Genomic DNA, 21316 nt, shown 5'->3' on the forward strand with positions numbered 1-21316 from the left:
CAGCCATCAACAATCAACAGAAGGAAGACAACATGCCGTCACCCTATACATTCACTGACCCTCGGCTCGCCAAGCTCGACGGGTTCAAGGTCGAGATCGACGAGGCGCATGAGCGCGCCGACATCATCCTGGGCCGTCCGCCCTACAACGTCGTGGCGATGCCGCAGCGCGACCAGCTGCGCCTGACCTTCGAGACGCTGGACGAGGATCCGCGCGTCCGCGTGATCGTCGTGCGCGGCGAGGGGGAGCATTTCTCCAGCGGCGGCAATATCGGCGGCTTCATGGAAGCGAGCCCCGAGCATGTGTCCAAGCTCGCCTGGAACATCGCCGCGCCCGCGCGTTGCGCCAAGCCCGTCATCGTCGCCAACCGCGGCTATTGCTTTGGCGTCGGCTTCGAGCTGTCGCTGGCCTGCGATTTCCGCATCGCCTCGGAGACGACGCAATACGCGCTGCCGGAGCAGAAGCTCGGCCAGATCCCGGGCTCGGGCGGCTCGGCGCGCCTGCAGAAGATGGTCGGCATCACCCGCACCAAGGACATCGTGATGCGCTCCAAGCGCATCTCGGCCAAGCAGGCCTACGAGTGGGGCATTGCGACCGAATGCGTGCCGGATGCCGAGCTGGAGAAGGCGACCGACAAGCTCGTCGACGAGCTCCGCACCTTCTCGCCGCTGGCCCAGCGCACCGCCAAGAAGCTGCTCAACGACACCGAGGATTCGACGCTCGCCATCGCCATCGAGCTCGAAGGCCATTGCTACAGCCGCCTGCGCCAGTCGGAAGACTTCAAGGAGGGCGTCGAGGCCTTCAACGCCAAGCGTCCGCCGAAGTTCACCGGGCGCTGATACGCGACAAAACTGCCGCGGTTCGCAATGGCGCGGACCGCGGCCCTATTCAAACGGGGGAGGTAAAACAACATGGCTGAGATGGATATGCCGGTCGCGGGTGCGCAAGCATCGGCGGATAACAAGCAGATGGTCAATGCGATCATCGCATCGGTGCTCGGATGGGCACTCGATCTGTTCGATTTGTTCATTCTGCTCTACGTGGCGCCGGTCGTCGGCGCGCTGTTCTTTCCGTCGAGCAATGCGGCGCTGTCGCTGGCCGCGGTCTACGGCTCGTTCGCCGTCACGCTGCTGATGCGTCCGCTCGGCTCGGCGGTGTTTGGTCATTACGCCGACGTGCACGGCCGCAAGCAGGCCATGCTGATTGCCATCGTCGGCGTCGGCCTCAGCACGGCGGCGTTCGGCCTGCTGCCGACCATTGCGCAGGTCGGCGTGATCGCGCCGATCATCTTCCTGGTGCTGCGTCTGGTGCAGGGCATCTTCGTCGGCGGCGTCGTGGCGTCCACCCATACGATCGGCACGGAATCGGTGCCGGCGAATTGGCGCGGCGCGATGTCGGGCCTGGTCGGCGGTGGCGGCGCCGGTATCGGCGCGCTGCTGGCGTCCTTCATCTTCCTGATCACGTCGTCGGTCTTCCCCGGCGATGCCTTCGCGGTGTGGGGCTGGCGCTTCATGTTCTTCTCGGGGCTGCTGAGCTCGCTGCTCGGCTGGTTCATCTTCCGCAACCTCGAGGAGTCCCCGTACTTCAAGGAGCTCAAGCGCCAGCAGGGCAACAAGCAGGTGAAGGTCTCGAAGGCGCCGGTCAAGGACGTGTTCTCCGGCGAGTATCGCGGCGTGCTGCTGGTCAACCTGCTCATCACCTTCGGCGGCGGCGCGGGCTACTATCTGACCTCGGGCTATCTGCCGAGCTTCCTGAAGGTCATCAACGCGGTTCCGAACCAGACCTCGTCGCTGATCCTGATGGGCGCGAGCGTCTCGGCGTTCTTCTCCGCGGTACTGGTCGGCGCGCTGAGCGACCGCATCGGCCGCAAGAAGACGTTCCTCCTGATCGGTGTCCTCGCGGCGGTGCTGTTGCCGCTGTGCTATCTCAACCTCGCGGCCACCAAGGACACCACACAGATCACGCTCTACGCGCTCGCCATCGCCTTCATCGGCAATGCCGGCTACGCGCCGGTGCTGATCTTCCTGAACGAACGTTTCCCGACCGCGCTGCGCGCGAGCGGCACGGGCCTGTCGTGGAACATCGGCTTTGCGCTGGGCGGCATGATGCCGACCTTCGTCTCGCTGGTGAGCGGAAGCCCCGCGGAGATTCCGATGTCGCTGGCCTACTTCGCGGTCGGCGTGTTCGTGATCTACCTGATCGGCGCGGTCGTGATCCCCGAGACCAAGGGCAACTTCCGCTGAGCCAAATCGGCGCGGCCGCAAAGGCCGCGCCGATCCATCGAATTGCACGACGAGACGGGAATGGATGAGCTGCATTTCGACGACGTGATCGTCGGCGGCGGGTCGGCGGGCTGCGTGCTCGCCAACCGGCTTTCTGCTGACGGGCAACGGCGCGTGCTTCTGATTGAAGCCGGGATGGATACCCCGCCGGAAGCGACGCCGCCCGAAATCCTCGACAGCTATCCGATGACGCTGTTCTTCGGCGACAAATACATCTGGCCCGGCCTGTCGGCGGCGGCCGGTCGCAATGTTGAGGGCAAGCCTGTTATCCGGGCCTATGAGCAGGGCCGGGTGATGGGCGGCGGCTCCAGCATCAACGTGCAGTCGGCCAATCGCGGCCTGCCGCGCGATTACGATGAATGGCGCGATCTCGGTGCGCGCGGCTGGGGCTGGGCGGATGTCCTGCCATATTTCCTCAAGCTCGAGACCGATGTCGATTTCGACGGCCCGCTGCACGGCAGGCACGGGCCGATCCCGATCCGCCGTATCGCGCGCGAAGCGATGCCGCAGTTTGGCCGCGCTGTCGGCGAGGCGCTGTCGGTGACAGGCCTGCCGTTGCGCAAGGATCAGAACGCCGAATTCGACGACGGCATTTTTCCGCCGGCGTTCTCCAATCGCAACGACCGGCGCGTGTCCACGGCCGCCGGCTATCTCGACGCGGCAACGCGGGCGCGGCCGAACCTAGCGATCTGGGCGGACAGCGAGGTGGAGCAGCTTCAGATCGAAGGCCGCCGCGCGACCGGCGTGGTGGTCGCGCGTGGCGGGCGCAAGATCATAGTCAGCGCCGGCCGCGTGATCCTCACGGCCGGCGCACTGCAATCGCCTGCGATCCTGATGCGGGCAGGCATCGGTCCGGGCGCAGCATTGCAAGCGCTCGGCATTCCCGTGGCGATCGATCTCCCGGGCGTCGGCAGCAATCTGCGCGACCATCCGGCGCTGACCTTCTGCCAGTATCTGCCGCGCCGGCTGCGGCTGCCGCTGGCCCGGCGCCGCCCCAATTTTGCGGCCATGCGCTTCTCGTCGGGACAGCAGGGCTGCGACGCCTCCGACATGTACATCACGGCTTCGGCCCGCGGCGGCTGGCACGCGCTGGGCACACGGCTCGGGCTCTATTTCCTCTGGTGCAACCGGCCGTATTCGAGCGGCTCGCTCACGCTGGCGACGCCCGATCCCAGGACCTATCCCGTCGTCGATCTCAATCTCTTGTCCGACCCGCGCGATCTCGAACGGCTGGTCGCCTCCGTCCGGCTGCTCGCCAGGCTAGTCGTTCATCCCGCACTCAACCCTGAGGCAGGCGATTTCTTTCCAGCCTCCTATTCTCCGCGCATCAAGCGGCTGAGCCGGTACGGCACAGCCAACCGCATCGTTGCCTCCATCCTCGGTCCGATGCTCGACGTGCCCGCCGGCCTCCGGCAACTCCTGATCCGGCTCGTGCTCCTCAACGGTACGGCGTTTCAGGCGACGCTGGCGGACGACCGCGCCCTCGAAGCCTTCGTGCGGCAAAGCGTGTTCGGCGTCTGGCACCCCGTGGGGACATGCCGCATGGGCGATCCGGCCGATCCGTTGGCGGTGGTCGATCCCGAGGGCAGGTTGATCGGCAGCGAGAACATCTTCGTGGCGGACGCCTCGATCATGCCAAGGCTGCCGACGGCCAATACCAATATCCCCGTGATCATGGCGGCCGAGAAGATCAGCGATGCCTTGCTGCGGCATCATTGATCCCTTTCCGCCGGCCGTCTTTCGGTGTAGCTCTGCGCCCACTTATTAGGCGGCGGGCGCCGATCCCGCTGCCGTGGAAATCATGCAGGAGACCTGGGATGTACCCGAAAGTTCAAATGTTCATCGCCGGCGAGTGGACCGACGGCACGTCCGGCAAGTCGGAGGACATCCTCAATCCCGCCACCGGCCAGCCGATCGGCAAGACCCCGCACGCCTCGAAGGCGGATCTCGACCGTGCGCTGGAGGCCGCCAAGGCCGGCTTCGAAATCTGGCGCAAGACCTCGCCGTTCGACCGCTACAAGCTGATGCGCAAGGCCGCCGACATCATCCGCTCGCGCGCCGCCGAGATCGCCCCCGTCATGACCATGGAGCAGGGCAAGCCGGTCGTCGAAGCGCAGGGCGAGACCATGCTGGCCGGCGACCTCATCGACTGGTTCTCCGAGGAAGCCCGCCGCGCCTATGGCCGCATCGTGCCGCCGCGGATGGGCAACGTCTCCCAGCTCGTGACCAAGGAGCCAGTCGGCCCGGTCGCGGCGTTCACGCCCTGGAATTTCCCGATCAACCAGGCCGTCCGCAAGATCTCGGCCGCGCTCGCCGCAGGCTGCTCGATCATCGTCAAGGGTCCGGAAGAGACGCCGGCGAGCTGCATGGAGCTGGTCCGCGCTTACGCTGACGCCGGCATTCCGCCCGGCGTCGTCCAGCTGGTGTTCGGCGTGCCGTCGGAAGTGTCGGAATATCTCATTCCGCATCCGATCATCCGCAAGATCAGCTTCACCGGCTCCACCGCGGTCGGCAAGCATCTGGCCGCGCTCGCGGGCCTGCACATGAAGCGCGTCACCATGGAGCTCGGCGGTCACGCGCCGGCGATCGTGTTCGCGGATGCCGATCTCGACAATGCCGCCAAGATTCTCTCGGCCAACAAGTTCCGCAACGCCGGCCAGGTCTGCGTCTCGCCGACGCGCTTCCTGGTGCACGAAAGCGTCTACCAGCCCTTCGTCGACAAGTTCGTGGCGGCGGCGAAAGGCCTCAAGGTCGGCAACGGCCTCGACAAGGACACCCGCATGGGCCCGCTGGCGAACCCGCGCCGTGTCGACGCCATGGAAGGTCTGGTCTCCGACGCCGTCCAGCGCGGCGCCAAGGTGCAGGCCGGCGGCAAGCGCATCGGCAATGAAGGCTTCTTCTTCGAGCCGACCGTCATCACCGACGTGCCGCGCGATGCCCGCATCATGAACGAGGAGCCGTTCGGACCTCTTGCCCCCATCACGTCGTTCCGCAGCTATGACGAAGTGGTGGCCGAGGCCAACCGCCTGCCTTACGGGCTTGCGGCCTACGCCTACACGACCTCGACCAAGACGATGCAGGCGATCGGCTCCGACATCGAGAGCGGCATGGTGTCGATCAATCATCACGGTCTCGCGCTGCCGGAAGTGCCGTTCGGCGGCATCAAGGATTCCGGTTACGGCTCCGAGGGTGGTCTCGAGGCGATCGAGGGTTATCTGAACACGAAGTTCGTGACCCAGGCGAGCGCGTAAGACGAAGTCTCGTAGGGTGGGTTAGCCGCAAGGCGTAACCCACCTCTTCCGTCTCCGCGGAAACTAAAGAGGTGGGTTACGCTACGCTAACCCACCCTACGCCATTTGCGATGGGCTACGATCTCTTGCGTTGCCTCACAGGCAAAACATGGACAACAGCCGTCACCCGAGCAAGCGTGTCTCCCTTGCCGGGATGCTTATCGACCGGAATTCGGCGGTGCCGCTGCATTTGCAGATCGCGGCCCATATCCGCGACGGCATTTTGCGCGGCGCATTTCCGGCCGGAACGCTGTTTCTCGGCTCGCGCGAGATCGCGCGCGAATTGGGCTGCTCGCGCACGGTGGTGCTGACCGCCTGGGACCTGCTCTACGCCGAGGGGTATCTTGAATCGACACCACGCGGCAGCGTCATGGTGGCGTCCGTCGCGACGCCGCATGCGGAGCCGCCATCCGTCGCTTCGCCGGCGGCTGCGCCCGCCCACGTGTCGAAGCGCTGGCAATCGCTGCTTGGCCTGGATTACGAGACCAATTGGCCGTCCGTGTTCGCACCCGGCGCCCCCGACATCTCGACGTTCCCGTTCAAGGAATGGTCGCGCCTGCTGCGCCAGAGCTGGCAGAGTCCGAAAGAGCAGGAGTGCCTCGATCTTCCCTCGGAAGGTCATCCGCGCTTGCGGAGCGAGATTGCAAACTTTCTCGGCTCGGTGCGCGGTCTCGTCTGTTCGCCGGAGGAAGTCGTCGTCACCTCAGGCACGTCGGGCGCGCTGGATTTCTGCAGCCGGATGATCCTCGATCCCGGCGACGAGGTCTGGGTCGAGGAGCCCGGCTTCGTCGAGGCGCGCTGGGCGCTCACGGCGGCCGGCGCGAAGCTCGTTCCAATTCCCGTCGACGACAAGGGCCTCGTCGTCTCGGAGGGAATCCGGCGCGCGCCGCGTGCGAAGCTGATCGTGGTCACGCCGTCGCATCAATATCCGCTCGGCGTCAGCATGGGCCTCGAGCGGCGTCTCGAGCTTTTGGACTGGGCCAACAAGAACGACGTCTGGGTGATCGAGGACGATTACAATTCGGAGTTCAGGCACCAGGACAGCATGATCGCGTCCTTGCGCTCGCTCGATCGCGAGGGGCGGGTGATCTACTTCGGCACCTTCTCGAAGATCATGATGCCGAACCTGCGGCTCGGCTACATGGTCGCGAACCGGCATTTCATCGACGGCTTCTCCAAAGGCCGCGCCCGCATCGACGTGCACACCTCCGGAATCGGCCAGCTCGCGCTGGCGGAGTTCATGCGGGAAGGCCATTTGCTGCGGCATCTGCGCGGGATGCGGCGGGTCTATGCCGGCAGGCGCGAGGCTCTGATCGCAGCGATCGCCGCGCAAATGCCTGATGATCTGATCGTGTCCTCCGCCGTCACCGGGCTGCACCTCGTGGCGCTGTTCACCGACGCGATGCAGGCGCGGATGAACGATCGCGAGGCCGCCGCCGTGCTGAAGCAGGCCGGCATCCACGTGCAGCCCTTGTCGCAGAATTTCCTGGAGCAGCCGACGCGGCAGGGCCTCGTGTTCGGCTACGGACGGCTGCATGTCGAGGATGCTGCGCCTCTGCTTGCGAGAATCGCCGCTTGCATCGGCAGCGGTTCCCGCAACGCACCATCCAGCGCGGCAACATCCTCGCGTACTGTTCGTACAATAAAGGGAAGCTGAGCCGACCGCTGTGCATAGCTCATAGGCACGCGACTATCCCGCAACGCCGTTCGATCGCCTGCAAATTAGACAGACGATTTTGAGAGCCCCGATTGCAGTGCAGCGGGCGTCACGATCTACGCGGAGAAATCCGTGGTGCGCTGCACGTTTCTCGCGTGGAGCGGCCTGCTTTCGGCTGCACTCTGCGCAGGCATCGCTGCACCAAAACGTGCAGCCCATGTTGTACCGCGCGATGTCGGTCATCGGCTGGTCTAGCGGATTGCGACAACTCTGGCCCTATCCCGAGCCCATAGCTCTGTCGCACGCTCCCGGTCGGTGGCATGAGAGGGGATAATGATGAGTGCTCCCGGTTTGGAATTGGACGTTGCGATGGACGGGAAGGACCCCGCGTCCGGCTCGGACGTTGCGCGCAGCTGATCCCCGCACATGAGCGCTTCCGAAAATCACTGGGAAGTCGGCACCGATATCGGTGGCACCTTCACCGACATCATTGCCATCCGGCGCGATTCCGCCGAGGCGCGGATCGCAAAAGTGCCGTCGCGCCCCGACGCGCCGGTTCAGGCGATGCTGGAGGCGATCGAGGCGGTGGGCTTGCGCAAGAGCGAGGTCAAGCGCTTCGTCCACGGCACCACGCGCGTCACCAACGCCATCGTCGAGAACCGGCTGCCGAAGGTGGCGCTGGTTGCGACGGAAGGATTTGCCGACGTGCTGGAGATCGCGCGCTATCGCCGCCGCGATCTCTACCGTCTCGACATTCCCCCGAAATCACCGCCGCTGGTACCGCCCGAGCGATGCTTTGGGCTTGCCGAGCGGCTCGATCACGAAGGGCGGGTGCTGAAGGCGCTTGATGAAGCGGAGATCGAGCGGCTGGTGGCGTGGTTGCAACAGACCGGCGTGCAGAGCGTCGCGGTCGCGCTGCTTCACGCCTATGCCAATCCCGTCCATGAAAAGATGCTGGGCGAGCGTCTCAGGGCTGTCGTCGCCCACGTCTCGCTGTCGCACGAGGTCAATCCCGAGGCTCGCGAGTATGAGCGGACATCGGCAACCGTGTTCAACGCCGCCGCGATGCCGATCGCGGTCGAATATCTCAGCGAGCTGGAGCAGCGGCTGCCGATCGGCCCCGGCCTGCAGGTGTTTCATTCGGCCGGCGCCATGATCCCGATCTCGGCCGTGAAGCGGCGGCCGCTGGTGATGGCGATGTCGGGCCCGGCGGCCGGCGTCTCTGCCTCCGTCAGCATCGCGCGCCAGCTCGGCACGTCGCGGATGCTGACGTTCGACATGGGCGGCACCACGACGGACGTGTGCCTGATCGTCAACGGCCAGGCCGAGATGGCCGACGGCCGCATGCTCGGCGACAAGCCGCTGCGCCAGCCGATGCTTGCGGTTCATTCGATCGGAGCGGGCGGCGGGTCGATCGTGCGCAACGGTCCGGGTGGCTTGACCGTTGGACCCGAGAGCGCGGGCTCCGAGCCGGGGCCGGCCTGCTACGGCCGCGGCGGCCTTGAGCCGACCATCACCGACGCCAATGCAGTGCTCGGCTATCTCAATCCCGAGACGAAACTTGGTGACCGGATCGGAATCGACATCGAGGAAGCGAAGCGCGTCGTCGATCCGATCGCGCGTGCACTCGGCCTCAGCCTGACCGAAACCGCACTCGGCATCATCAAGGTCGCGAACGCGACCATGGCCCGCGCGCTTCGCCGCGTCACGGTCGAGCGCGGCATCGATGGGCGCGACTGCACGCTGCTTGCTTTCGGCGGCGGCGGCCCGATGCATGCGGCCGGACTCGCCGATCTCTACGGAATTGCAGAGGTGGTCGTGCCCAGCGCGTCGAGTGCGTTCTCGGCGCTGGGCTGCCTCACCGCAGATTTCAGCTTCTTGCAGCAGCAGACGCTGCGCGCCGCCCTCGACGGCATCGATCTTGCCCGCGTGTCGGAACGGATCGGGACGCTCATTGACGATGCCTCGGCGCCGCTGATCGCGAACGGAGTTGCCAAGGCGGACATCCAGGTCGAGCTCGTGGCCTTGATGCGCTATGCGGCGCAGAATGACGCCATTCCGGTGCCGTTCGTGCTGCCGCTGGATGCGGCCAGGCTCAAGAAGGACTTTCTGACGCGGCATCACGAGCTGTTCGGCTATGCGACCAGCGAGCCCTGCGTCATCGAATCCGTGCGGGTGCAGGCGCGCCGTCCGTCGACGACCGTCGTGAGCCGCCCCGCGACGGCGGTGCGGGCAGTGTCCACGGGCAAGCGCATCTGCTCGTTCGACGGGCTGCATGAGATCGAGACTGCGATCATCGACCGCGCCTCGCTGACCGATATCGTCAGCGGTCCGGCGATCATCGAGGACGCATGGTCCACAGTGGTGGTGCCGCCCGGCTGGCAAGCCAGACCGGATGCCGCCGGCAACCTGTTCCTGACGCGGAGGGCGGCATGAAGCTCGATCCGTTTGTCGTCGAGGTCATCAGGCACGGGCTTTCCGCCGCCGCGGAGGAAATGAGCCTGGTGATGACGCGCTCGGCGCGCTCGCCCTTGCTGCGCGAGGCCGGCGACCTGTCATCGGCGATTACGGATGGCCACGGCGGTCTGGTCGGGCAGGGTCGCGACATCCCGATCCATCTCGGCGCGATGGCCTACACCATTCCCGAGCTATTGAAGGTGATGCCGCGCGACAGCCTGAACGACGGCGACGTGGTGATCTACAATGTCGGCGCGCTCGGCGGCAATCATCTCAACGACGTCAAGGTCGTGCGGCCCGTTTTCTTCGAGGGCGAGATCGTCGCTTTTGCGATCAGCCTCGCGCACTGGCCCGACATCGGTGGTACCTGGCCGGGCAGCTATTTTGCGAAGGCGATCGACACCTTCCAGGAGGCGATGCGGATTCCGCCGGTGCTGATCGCAACCTCAGCCGGCCTCAATACAGCGATCGTCCAGATGCTGAAGGCCAACGTCCGGGATGCTGAATCCGGCGAGGGCGACCTGCTCGCGCAGATCGCGGCCACCAAGGCAGGTGAGAAGCGCATTCTCGAACTCTGCCGCGAGCACGGCAAGGCGGTTTTCACGGCGACGCAGTCGCGCCTGCACGATCTCTCCGAGATCGAGATGCGCGAGGCGCTGCGCGCGCTGCCTGACGGCGTCTACGAGGGCGAGGATTATCTCGACGACGGGAGCGAAAACAACGCGCCGGCGCGCATCCACGTCAAGATCACCATTCGCGGCGACGAGGCAACCTTCGACCTCTCCGGCAGCTGCGACCGCGTCTCCAATTTCTGCAACACGACGCCGTTCATGGCGCGCTCGGCCGTCGCCTATGCCGCGCGCATCATGAGCGGGCGCGACATGCACCAGAATGCCGGCGCGCTGCGGCCTCTGACCATCGTCACCCGCCCGGGCTCGATCCTGGAGCCGGGCTGGACTGCGTCGGTAGCCGCCGGCAACCACGAAACCTCCATGCGCATCGTCGATGCGATTTTCCGCGCAATGCAGGACACCATTCCCGAGCGCCTGTCGGCCGGCGGCGCGACAACCGCGGGCGTGCTGTTCTTCGCCGAACCGCGGCAGAATGGGTCGTGGAAGATGCTCTACGAGGTTCACGGTGGCGGCGAGGGCGCGCGGCATGATCGGGCCGGCAGCTCCGCGACCCGGGTGCATCTGTCCAACACGTCAAACACCCCGGTCGAAGTGATCGAGGCGAACTACGCGATCCGCCTCGAGCAGCAGGCCATTCGCCGGCAGTCCGGCGGCGCGGGCACCCATCGCGGCGGTGATGGCTCCGTCCGCACCTATCGCATCCTTGCGCCCTCGATGCATCTGACCACCTGCATCGAGCGCATGGTGATCGCGCCCTGGGGCATGCAGGGCGGCTTGCCCGGCAAGGCCTGCCGCATCTCGCTGGTCCGGCAGGGCGCGAATGTCGCGATCGACGGCAAGTCGAACCTGGTGTTGCAGCAAGACGATCTCGTCACGATCGAGATGTGCGGCGGCGGCGGCTACGGCGCTGCGGCTGTGGAGTGAGGGGACCCGCGATGAGCAGATTGTTGCGAACCGGATTGAATGCAGGCGAGGCCGCGCCGATGGCCGTGGTCGGTGGCGAGGGCGTCTACTTCCATCTGTCGGATGGCCGCAGGCTGATCGACGGCAGCAACACCGGCGGCGGTCTCGGTCACCGTCACCCCGCGATGGTGGAGGCGATCCGCAGCGCGGCCGATACACCTGTCGTCAACGAGGGCTGGACCTGGGTCGGCCGCGAACAGGCCGCCGACGATCTGATGACCACGGCGTTCAAGGGCGAAGAAGATTGGGTCGGGGCTGTCCGTTTCTGCATCAGCGGCAGCGAGGCCAACGACATGGCACTGTCGCTCTGCCAGGCGCTGACGCAGCGATCTGCATTGGCGACGCGCGAGCGCGCCTATCACGGCATCACCGGCCTGTCGCGCAGCATGACGGTGCAGCCGCAATGGCACGGCGGTCTCGCGGTGCATTCGGGTGGCTCGAAGCTGCCGGCGCCGATGGCACCGGTGCGGATTCTGCCGGCGCCGGATGGCGCGATCTATGGCGGACCCGCGAACAACACCCCGCCCAGCGAATATCTGGCGGATGCCACGCGTCTGCTGTCGGACACCGCGGCGACGATCATCGACTACACGCAGGGCGGCATCTACTACGACGGCGCCTATCAGGATGAGGTCGCGCGCTGCGCGCGGCAGGCGGGCTCGTACTGGGTCGCGGACGAAGTCGTCACCGGCGCCGGTCGCGCTGGGCGCTGGTTCGCGTTTCAAGGCGCCCAGAGCCGCCCCGACATCGTGACGCTCGGCAAGTCGCTTGGCGGCGGTGCGGCCGCGGTCGCTGCGGTCGTCGTGTCGAAGGGCATCGTCGAGCGGCTCAAGGGCTCGAGCTGGCAGAATTACGGCACGCTGCGCGGCCATCCGATCAGCATGGCCGCCGTCAGCGCCTATCTGAAAGTCGTCAGCGAGGAGAAGATCATCGAGCACGTGAAGAGCCTGGAAAAGCTGTTCACCCGCCGCCTGCTCGCGATCGCGCAGAAGCATCCGAGCGTGCAGCGCGTGGCGGGACAGGGGCTGCACTGGACGGTGGAGCTGCACGGCCCGGATTGGCGCTCCTGGCACGCCGACACGACCGAAGTTCCCATCGCCTCGCGCGTGGCGGAGCGGGCGCTGGAGGCCGGCGCGGTGATCGGAACCAGCGGCGAGCAGACCTCGCTGTTCTTGGCGCCGCCGCTGGTGATCTCCGAGCATGAAGCCGAGTGGCTGCTCGACGCGCTCGATCATGGCCTCGACATCGCAGACCAGGAGCACGGGTGAACACGGACCCCACAGCGCCGCATCGATCGCCGGCCTGGCCGGCGGAAGAACCCTGGCATCTCGCGCTGCCGGAGGGGACGCTGTACGACGCGCTGGTACGAGCCGCACAACAGCGGCCCTCGCATCCAGCGACGGTATTTTACGGCGCGAGCCTGAGCTATGCCGAGTTGCGCGAGCGCGTCGACGCTCTGGCCGGCTTCCTGCAAAACGCCTGCGGTGTAGCGCGTGGCGACCGCGTCATGATCGCCCTGCAGAACTCGCCGCAATATGTCATCGCCTACTACGCGGTGATGCGGGCGGACGCCGTGATCGTGCCCGTCAACCCCATGAACAAGACCGCCGAAATCGCGTACCTCGCGGAGGACAGCGGCGCCAGGGTAGCGATCATCGGCAGCGAGTTGAATGAGGTGTTTGCTCCGCTGGTGGGCGGGACAATCGCGCATGCGATCGTCGCGCAATATCGCGACGAGGTTCCGGCCGCCACGCCCTATACGTTGCCATCGTGCGTGACCGAAGCGCCGTCGGAGGTACCGTCATCGCCCGGCTGGCACCCCTGGTCGTCCGCGATTGCGCAAGGCTTGCAACCCAATGCGATGAGCGCGGGGGCGGATGACCTCATGATCCTGCCCTACACCTCGGGGACGACGGGAAAACCCAAGGCCTGCATGCATACGCATCGCAGCGCGCTGTTCACGGCTGTGCTGCAGGCGCGCTGATATGGCATGGGCGCCGACGATGTGATGACCGGCTTCATGCCGCTGTTCCATGTCGCGGGCATGCAGGGCTCGATGAATGCGGCGATGGTGGCGGGCGCGACGCTGCTCTTGATGGCGCGCTGGGACAGGGACCTGCTGCCGGATCTGTTCGAAACCTATGGCGTGTCGTTCTGGAACGCGGCGCCGACCATGATCGTCGACGTGCTCGCCAGCGCCCGGTTCCGCGATCGCTGTTTTGCAAAACTCAAGGTGCTGACCGGCGGCGGCGCTGCCATGCCGACCGCGGTGGCCGAACGGCTGAAGGGCCGCTTCGGACTCGATTTCGTCGAGGGCTACGGCATGACCGAGACGATGTCGCCGACCCATCTCAATCCGATGGCCGCGCCGAAGCGGCAGTGTCTCGGCATTGCCGTGCACGAGACCGATGCGAGGGTGGTCGATCCCGAAAGCCTGATCGAGCTCGGCGACAATGTCGTCGGCGAGATCGTCGTGCACGGGCCGCAGGTGCTGCAGGGCTATTGGAACAGGCCGCAGGCCAACGCTGAATCCTTCGTCGAGATCTCGAGCAAGCGGTTCCTGCGCACGGGCGATCTCGGCTATCGCGACGCCGACGGCTATTTCTTCGCGGTCGACCGCCTGAAGCGGATGATCAATGTCAGCGGCTTCAAGGTGTGGCCTGCCGAAGTCGAGGCCGCGATGTACCAGAACCGCGCCATCCGGGAGTGCTGCATCGTCTCATCGCCCGACAATTACCGCGGCGAAACCGTCAAGGCGCTGGTCGTGCTGGATGACGCCGCGCGCGCAACCATTTCGCCGGAGGATGTCGTGAGCTGGGCGCGCGGCGCGATGGCCAGCTACAAGGCGCCGCGCGCCGTCGTCTTCGTCGATGAGCTGCCTCGTACCGCAAGCAACAAGATCAACTGGCGGCTTTTGCAGGACGCCGAGTGGGGACGGACGGCATGAAAGCTGCTTGGCTGGAAATGTGGCGCAGGGCTGCGTTATGCTGCGCCCGCCGGCACGTCTTTGAAGCTGCAACCCCCAGCCTCGCCAATCAATCAGGAACTCGCTGATGCGTATCGTCACTGTTGCCGCCGCCCAGATGGGCCCGATCCAGAAGGCCGACAGCCGCGAGGCCGTCGTCAAGCGCATGATCGCGCTGATGGACGAGGCGAAAGCAAAAGGCGCCGACCTGATCGTCTATCCGGAGCTGGCGCTGACGACGTTCTTCCCGCGCTGGTATTCGGAAGACCGGGCCGAGGCCGACATCTGGTTCGAGCGCGAGATGCCGAATGCGGCGACGAAGCCGCTGTTCGAGCGTGCGGCGCAGCATCAGATGGCGATGAACTTTGGTTATGCCGAGCTGACGCCGGATGGTCATCACTTCAACACCGCGATCCTGACCGACAAGTCCGGCAAGATCGTCGGCAAATATCGCAAGGTCCATCTGCCGGGCCATGTCGAATACGACACCAAGCGTTCGCACCAGCATCTGGAGAAGCGCTATTTCGAGCCGGGCGATCTCGGCTTCAACGTCTGGCGCGAGCTGGGCGGCATCATCGGCATGGCCATCTGCAACGACCGGCGCTGGCCCGAGACCTATCGCGTCATGGGCCTGCAAGGCGTCGAGATGGTGCTGATCGGCTATAACACGCCATCGGTGAACGCGGAGAAGAGCGAGGAGGGCGTCGAGAAGCGCCTGTTCCACAATCGTTTGTCCGTGCAGGCCGGCGCCTATCAGAACGCGACCTGGGTGGTCGCCGTGGCCAAGGCCGGCAACGAGGATGGCCATCCGCTGTTCGGCGGCAGCCTGATCGTCGATCCCAACGGCGAGATCGTTGCGGAAGCGAAGACCGACGACGACGAGGTTCTGGTGCATCCCTGCGATCTCGATGCGACCGCCTTCGGCAAGACCACGATCTTCGATTTCGCCCGGCATCGCCGCATCGAGCATTACGGCCTGATCACCAGCCAGACCGGCGCAGTGCCGCCGCCGGAGAAGTGACGCCGATGGCGGATAATGGCATATCGCTGCGTGAATTGGATCCGCGCGATCGCTACAAGCTGCTCTGCGGCGTGGTCGTGCCGCGGCCGATCGCGCTGGTGACGACGCTGGACGAGAACGGAGCGGTCAACGCCGCGCCCTTCAGCTTCTTCAATGTATTCTCGGAGAGCCCCGCGCTGATCGTGCTCGGGCTCCAGCACAAGCCGGATCACAGCCCGAAAGACACGACCCGCAACATCCATCGCGACGGCGAATTCGTGGTTCACATGGTGGACGAAGCGCTGTCTGCCGCGATGAACGATTGCGCGGTCGATTTCCCGTCCGGCGACAGCGAGGTCGCGGCCACGGGGTTGGCCACGCTTCCCTCCGTGGACGTGAAGGTGCCGCGCCTTGCCGCTGCGCCCTTTGCGCTCGAATGCCGGCGTCATGTCGTGCTGACCTTCTCGCCGGATCGCGAGCTGCTGGTCGGCGAGGTGCTCAGGGTTCATGCCCGCGACGGTCTGGTCGACGAGGCCAACATGTATGTCGATCTCGACGCCTACCGGCCGATCGGCCGCATGTTCGGCAATCTCTACACGACCCAGCGGGACACGTTTGCGCTGTCGCGCGAGAGCCATGCACAATGGCTCGCGCGCACAAAAGAGCTGAAGGACGCCTAGTGAGCCGAGAACTGCACCGTTCCGAGCGCCATGGTGACGGCCGCCTGTGTCGGGTCGATCACGGCAATGCCAAGCGCGTCTTCCAGCGGACGGCGGTGGCGCGCCATGCCGGCGCAGCCCATCACGATGGCGCGGGCGCCGTCCTCGTCACGCAGCGCGCGGCCGACCTCGATCATCTTCGCCAGCGTGCCTTCGCCCGAGGCGGTTTCGGCAACGCTCATGTTGAGGGGGCGCTCGCCGGCGAGGCGCTCGGTCAATCCCATCTGCCTGAGATAGCGCATGTGGCGCGGGATCGAGCGCTGGGCGATCGCAATGACACCGAAGGTTTCGGCCCGCGCCAGCGCCGTCAGCACGCCGCACTCGGCGATGCCGAACACCGGACGATCGGTGCCTTCGCGGCAGACCTGAAGCCCGGGATCGCTGTAGCACGCGATGACGAAGGCGGCCGAGCTGTTGTCGCCTTCGACCAGTTTTCGCAGCGGCATGGCGACGCTGTCGACATCGGCCTGGCTCTCGATGCCGAACGGCCCCTCGGCGAGCGACTGGCAGACCAGTTCGGGGCCGCCCTCGAAGCCGAGCGGCTTCAACGCTTCCTCCAGCCCTTGCGTGACCGCGGGATTGGAGTTCGGATTGATGACGAGAATGCGCGGCCGGGCCATGTTGGTCTTCCCTCGAAATGGCGATCATCTGGCTCAGGCATATCATGGAGTGCCTCATGACTGAACCCACCTACGACCTGATCATTCGCGGCGGCCGCGTCGCCACCACGACCGACGTGTTCGAAGCCGATGTCGCGATCTCCGGCGAGACCATCGCGGCGATTGGCAAGGGCCTTCCGCCCGCCAAGCGCGAGATCGACGCGCGCGGCAAGCTGGTGCTGCCCGGCGGTGTCGACAGCCACGCCCATATCGAGCAGCTGTCCGCGGCCGGCATCATGAATGCCGACACCTTCGAGAGCGCGACCGTCTCTGCCGCTTTCGGCGGCACCACCACCGTGATCCCGTTTGCCGCGCAGCATGTCGGCATGAAGCTGCCGCAGGTGGTGGAGGACTATCATGGCCTCGCGAAGAAGGGCGCCGTCATCGACTACGCGTTTCACATGATCATCGCGGATGCAACCAAGGAGACGGTCGAGGAACACATTCCGGCGCTGGTGAAGCAGGGCCACGCCTCGATCAAGATCTTCATGACCTATGACCGGCTCAAGGTCGACGACGAGCCGCTGCTCGACATCCTGCTCGCTGCGCGTCAGTCCGGCGCGATGTTGTGCGCCCATGCCGAAAATCACGGCATCATCGCGTGGATGGTGAAGCGTCTGCTCGCGCGCGGCTACACCATGCCAAAGTACCACGCCGTCAGCCATGCGCGCGTGTCGGAGGCGGAAGCCTTCACCCGCCTGATCGGCATGGCGGCGCTGATCGACCAGCCCATCATGATCTTCCACGTCTCGACCGCCGAAGGCGCCAAGGTGATCCGCGACTCGCGCGGGCAGGGGCTCAAAGTCTTTGCCGAGACCTGTCCGCAATATCTGTTTCTCACCGCAAACGATCTCGACAAACCCGGCTCCGAGGGCGCCAAGTGGATGTGCAGTCCGCCGCCGCGCACGCATGCGGATCAGGAAGCGCTGTGGCAGGCCCTGTCGCTCGGCGATCTCCAGACCATCTCGTCGGACCACGCGCCGTATCGCTACGACGAGACCGGCAAGCTGCGCGCCGGGCCCAATCCGAACTTCAAGCAGGTCGCCAACGGCTTGCCCGGGCTCGAACTGCGGCTGCCGCTGTTGTTCGACGCGATGGTCTCGAAGGGCCGGCTGGGTCTGGAGAAATTCGTCGAGCTGACGTCGACAGCGCCGGCAAAGATCTACAATCTGCATCCGCGCAAGGGCTCGATCGCGGTCGGTGCCGATGCCGATATCGCGATCTGGGATCCCAACCGCGAGACCGTGATCGCCGACGAGATGATGCACGACCTCGCCGGCTATACGCCCTTCGCGGGCCGCAAGCTGAAGGGCTGGCCGGTGTCGGTGCTGTCGCGCGGCCGGGTGATCATCGAGGGCAACAAGTGCCTTGCGAGCGCCGGCAGTGGCCAATTCCTGGCGCGCAGCGGTGGTGAGGCGGCAAAGCCCACCGGCCGGCTCGTCGCCGACATGGATCCGGAGCGGAATTTTGGAGCAAAGCTGCTGTGATGGTGGATCGCGCGCGATGAAGGTTCTGATCTTCGGCGGCACCGGCTTCGTCGGCCTCAACCTTGCGGAGGTGCTGCTCGCGCGCGGCCATGACGTGACGCTGTATGACCGCGCAGAGTTGCCGCCATCCGCGCGCCGGGCGCTGGCCGATCATGGCACGAAGCTCACGGCGGTGCAGGGCGACATCACTGATGCGGAAGGCATCGATGCGCTCATCGCCAAGGGCTGCGATGCGATTGTGCTCGGTGCAGCCATCACAGCTGGCGAAGATCTCGAGCGTGCCTCGACCGCGCGTGTTCTCGAGGTCAACGTGATGGCGCAGATCCCGATCCTGCTCTCCGCGATCCGTCATGGCGTTCGCCGCGTCGTCAATCTCTCGTCAGCATCAGCCTACGGCGCCGCCGGGGGCCGTTATCCGGTGCTGGATGAGGATACGCCCTGCGATCCCATCTCGTTCTACGCGATCAGCAAATTCACTTCGGAGCGGTCGGTGGCGCGCCACGCCGAGCTCTTTGGCGGCGATTTCCTGAACGTGCGGTTGAGCGCCGTGTTCGGTCCGTGGGAGCGGGCCAGTTCGGTGCGCGACACGCCAAGCCTCCAGTGTCAGATCCTGGCCGCGTTCGCGCGCGGCGAGCCGGCGATCATGCCGGGGCCTGGGATGAAGGACTGGACTTACGCCCCGGACGCTGCCGAGGCTGTTGCCATCCTGCTCGAAGCCGAGCGGCCGCGCCATCGGCTCTACAACATCTCCTGCGGCGCGACGTGGTCCGCGCTGCAATGGGGCGAGGCATTTGCGGCGTTGCGTCCCGGGCTGCAGTGCCGGCTGGCGGTGCCTGGAGAAAGCACCGTCATCAAGCTGCACGGGGCGGATCGTGCGCCGCTCTCGGTCACGCGGATGGCGGACGAATTCGGCTGGCGCGCGCGGTTCGGCTGTGCCGAGTCTGCGGCGGCGATGAGCAATTGGTGGATGCAGCACCGGGAGAGCGTCTGACATGCGGCTGCAAGGGCGTACGGCCGTCATCACCGGAGCGGGGTCGGGCATCGGCCGTGCCAGCGCGAAGCTGTTCGCGGAGGAGGGGGCACGTCTCGCCCTGGTCGATCGCGATGCCGCAGGACTTCAGGAGACGCTGAGCCTTGTGGGCGGCGCAACGACGCATGTGGGCGACGTCGGCGACGCCGGGTTCGCCGAGACTGTCGTCGGCGACGTCGTCGCGAGGCACGGGCATCTCGACGTCCTGATGACCGCGGCGGGCTTTTCCTGCGGCGGCACGGTGCTGACGACGAGCCCGGACGACTGGGACGCGGTGTTCCGTACCAATGTCGGCGGCACCTGGCTGTGGGCGCGGGCTGCGGTGCCACAGATGCAGCGGCAGAAGCGCGGCTCGATCATCACGCTGGCATCGCAGCTTGCGATTGCCGGCGGCAAGAGCAACAGCGCCTACATCGCCGCCAAGGGCGCGATCGTCAGCCTGACGCGGACCATGGCGGTGGATTTCGCGGCCGATGGCATCCGGGTCAACGCGATCGCGCCCGGCGCGATCGACACGCCGATGCTTCGTCGCAGCTTTGCCCGGCACGCCAATTCGGAAGAGGTGCGCGAAGCCTCCCGCTACCGCCATGCCATGAAGCGGTTCGGCGAGGCGGAGGAGATCGCGCAAGCCGCGCTGCATCTCGCCAGCGACGCATCCTCCTTCACGACCGGCACGGTGATGGTGGTCGACGGAGGCTGGCTCGCGGCATGAGTGAGGCCCTGACCGAGCTTGAAGCCGACGTTCGCGCTGATCTTGCCAGGATCGCGCATCCCGGCGCGGCATGGCTCGAACCGAAGATCGGGCCGGATGGCAACGCTGCGCTGGACGTCCTCATCGTCGGCGCCGGCCAGTCCGGCATCGCCATCGGCTTCGGCCTGATGCGCTCCCGCGTCAGCAACATCCTGCTGCTCGACAAGGCCGAGGAAGGGAAGGAGGGCCCCTGGCTCACCTATGCCCGCATGCCGACGCTGCGCAGCCCGAAGGACTATACGGGGCCGGATCTCGATATTCCGAGCCTGACCTACCAGTCCTGGCACGAAGCTCGTTTCGGCAAGGTAAGCTGGCAGCAGCTTGGCCTGATTCTGCGGGAACATTGGGCTGAGTATCTGCTCTGGCTGCGGCGCATGATCGGCTTACCGGTATGCAATGCCTGCGAGCTTCTGGAGATTGCCCCTGCGGCGGACGGTTTGCTCGCCGCGCGCGTGAAACACGCTGAGGGCATCGAGACGCTCTATGCGCGCAAGATCGTCCTCGCGACGGGGCAGGAGGGCATGGGCGACTGGATGATCCCTGACCAGTTGCGCGATCTGCCGGCGGGTTCAGTCGCAACCGTCGCCGAAGATATCGACTTCGAAATGCTCTGCGGCAAGCGCGTTGCCGTGATCGGCGCCGGCGCATCCGCCTTCGACAACGCGGCAACGGCCCTGGAGGCGGGCGCGGCCGAGGTGCATCTGCTGTGCCGCCGCGCGGAGATCCAGTTGATCCAGCCTTATCGCTGGCTCACCTTCCGCGGCTTCCTGCGCCATCTCAGCGATCTCGACGATGCCTGGCGCTGGCGCTTCATGCGCAAGATCCTCGAAATGCGCGAAGGATTTCCGCAACCGACTTTCGACCGTTGCGCGCGTCATGCCAATTTCACATTGCACGAGGGCGCGCCGATCGAGGCTGCGCGCCAGACGGTTGCCGGCGTTGAACTGGAGACGCCGCGCGGTGCGATCATGGCGGATTTCGTCATCTGCGGCACCGGTATCGACATGAACTTTGCTGACCGCGGCGAACTGCGGGCATTTGCCGGCAATATCGCGACCTGGGCCGACCGCTACCAGCCGCCGGAAGACGAGCGCAATGAACGGCTCGGCCGTTTCCCTTATCTCGCCGACGACTACGCCTTCACCGAGCGCCAGCCGGGCAAGACGCCGTGGATCTCCGACATCCACCTCTTCGCCATCGCCTCCACCATGAGCTTTGGTGCATCGGGATCATCGATCAACGCGATGACGACGGCGGTGCCGAAGCTGGTGAACGGCCTGACGCGCGGCCTGTTCCGCGCCGATGTCGAACGGCACTGGGCCTCGCTCAGCGCCTATGACGTGCCGCAGGCCGTGGTCACGCGGTCGGCGCGAACATTGGAGCAATCGCGATGATCATCCATGCGCCGCCGCGACGAAGTGCCC

At 65.9% G+C, this 21316-nt stretch carries 16 protein-coding genes and 1 pseudogene; 16 read left to right on the top strand and 1 reads right to left on the bottom strand.

Going from position 1 to position 21316, the window contains the following annotated elements:
• Positions 1–32: 32 nt before the first annotated feature.
• The 12 genes and pseudogenes from NLM25_RS16175 (at position 33) to NLM25_RS16230 (ending at position 15926) form a co-directional block, all read left to right on the top strand.
• Positions 33–839, top strand: coding sequence for an enoyl-CoA hydratase/isomerase family protein (locus NLM25_RS16175; protein ID WP_254117901.1), 807 nt, complete (start codon positions 33–35; stop codon positions 837–839).
• A gap of 72 nt (positions 840–911) precedes the next feature.
• Complete coding sequence (locus NLM25_RS16180) at positions 912–2243, top strand: MFS transporter (RefSeq protein WP_254137610.1); 1332 nt, start codon at positions 912–914, stop codon at positions 2241–2243.
• Positions 2244–2303: 60 nt separating this feature from the next.
• A complete protein-coding gene (locus NLM25_RS16185; protein WP_254137611.1) occupies positions 2304–4001 on the top strand; it encodes a GMC family oxidoreductase in 1698 nt (565 codons plus the stop codon).
• Between the two features lie 98 nt (positions 4002–4099).
• Positions 4100–5533, top strand: a complete 1434-nt coding sequence (locus NLM25_RS16190) for an NAD-dependent succinate-semialdehyde dehydrogenase (protein ID WP_254137612.1) — start codon at positions 4100–4102, stop codon at positions 5531–5533.
• A 217-nt stretch (positions 5534–5750) separates the two neighbouring features.
• Positions 5751–7229: a PLP-dependent aminotransferase family protein gene (locus NLM25_RS16195; RefSeq protein WP_254137613.1), complete on the top strand. Its 1479-nt coding sequence runs from the start codon at positions 5751–5753 to the stop codon at positions 7227–7229.
• A gap of 426 nt (positions 7230–7655) precedes the next feature.
• Entirely contained in the window at positions 7656–9665 is a 2010-nt protein-coding gene (locus tag NLM25_RS16200) for a hydantoinase/oxoprolinase family protein (protein WP_254137614.1), read from the top strand.
• Positions 9662–11242, top strand: a complete 1581-nt coding sequence (locus NLM25_RS16205) for a hydantoinase B/oxoprolinase family protein (protein ID WP_254137615.1) — start codon at positions 9662–9664, stop codon at positions 11240–11242. Before NLM25_RS16200 ends, NLM25_RS16205 begins: the two co-directional genes overlap by 4 nt.
• Before the next feature lie 11 nt (positions 11243–11253).
• The gene (locus NLM25_RS16210) at positions 11254–12549 is read left to right on the top strand and encodes an aminotransferase class III-fold pyridoxal phosphate-dependent enzyme (protein WP_254137616.1); all 1296 of its coding nucleotides are present in this window, start codon (positions 11254–11256) and stop codon (positions 12547–12549) included.
• Positions 12546–13775, top strand: a pseudogene (locus NLM25_RS16215) (AMP-binding protein); the annotation flags it as partial. The gene NLM25_RS16210 and the pseudogene NLM25_RS16215, both read left to right, overlap by 4 nt.
• Before the next feature lie 135 nt (positions 13776–13910).
• On the top strand, positions 13911–14228 hold the full coding sequence (locus tag NLM25_RS16220; RefSeq protein ID WP_256570949.1) for a hypothetical protein: 318 nt from the start codon (positions 13911–13913) through the stop codon (positions 14226–14228).
• A gap of 106 nt (positions 14229–14334) precedes the next feature.
• Positions 14335–15267: an N-carbamoyl-D-amino-acid hydrolase gene (locus NLM25_RS16225; protein WP_254137617.1), complete on the top strand. Its 933-nt coding sequence runs from the start codon at positions 14335–14337 to the stop codon at positions 15265–15267.
• Positions 15268–15272: 5 nt separating this feature from the next.
• Positions 15273–15926 carry a flavin reductase family protein gene (locus NLM25_RS16230; protein WP_254117911.1) on the top strand — a complete coding sequence of 218 codons (654 nt, stop codon included), beginning with the start codon at positions 15273–15275 and terminating at the stop codon, positions 15924–15926.
• Here NLM25_RS16230 and NLM25_RS16235 read toward each other — a convergent pair.
• Complete coding sequence (locus NLM25_RS16235) at positions 15923–16585, bottom strand: aspartate/glutamate racemase family protein (RefSeq protein ID WP_254137618.1); 663 nt, start codon at positions 16583–16585, stop codon at positions 15923–15925. The two genes, NLM25_RS16230 and NLM25_RS16235, sit on opposite strands and share 4 nt — an antisense overlap.
• Positions 16586–16641: 56 nt before the next feature.
• Here NLM25_RS16235 and hydA point away from each other — a divergent pair, with 56 nt between their 5' ends.
• From hydA to NLM25_RS16255, 4 genes are read left to right on the top strand one after another with little or no spacing between them, the layout of a single operon-like run.
• Positions 16642–18111, top strand: coding sequence for a dihydropyrimidinase (gene hydA, locus NLM25_RS16240; RefSeq protein WP_254137619.1), 1470 nt, complete (start codon positions 16642–16644; stop codon positions 18109–18111).
• Between the two features lie 16 nt (positions 18112–18127).
• Complete coding sequence (locus tag NLM25_RS16245) at positions 18128–19102, top strand: NAD(P)-dependent oxidoreductase (RefSeq protein ID WP_254137620.1); 975 nt, start codon at positions 18128–18130, stop codon at positions 19100–19102.
• 1 nt (position 19103) lies between these two features.
• Complete coding sequence (locus NLM25_RS16250) at positions 19104–19853, top strand: SDR family oxidoreductase (RefSeq protein ID WP_254137621.1); 750 nt, start codon at positions 19104–19106, stop codon at positions 19851–19853.
• Complete coding sequence (locus tag NLM25_RS16255) at positions 19850–21286, top strand: NAD(P)-binding domain-containing protein (RefSeq protein WP_254137622.1); 1437 nt, start codon at positions 19850–19852, stop codon at positions 21284–21286. The genes NLM25_RS16250 and NLM25_RS16255 overlap by 4 nt, the downstream gene beginning before the upstream one ends.
• Positions 21287–21316: the final 30 nt, after the last annotated feature.

This window comes from Bradyrhizobium sp. CCGB01, from assembly GCF_024199795.1.
Taxonomy (GTDB): domain Bacteria; phylum Pseudomonadota; class Alphaproteobacteria; order Rhizobiales; family Xanthobacteraceae; genus Bradyrhizobium.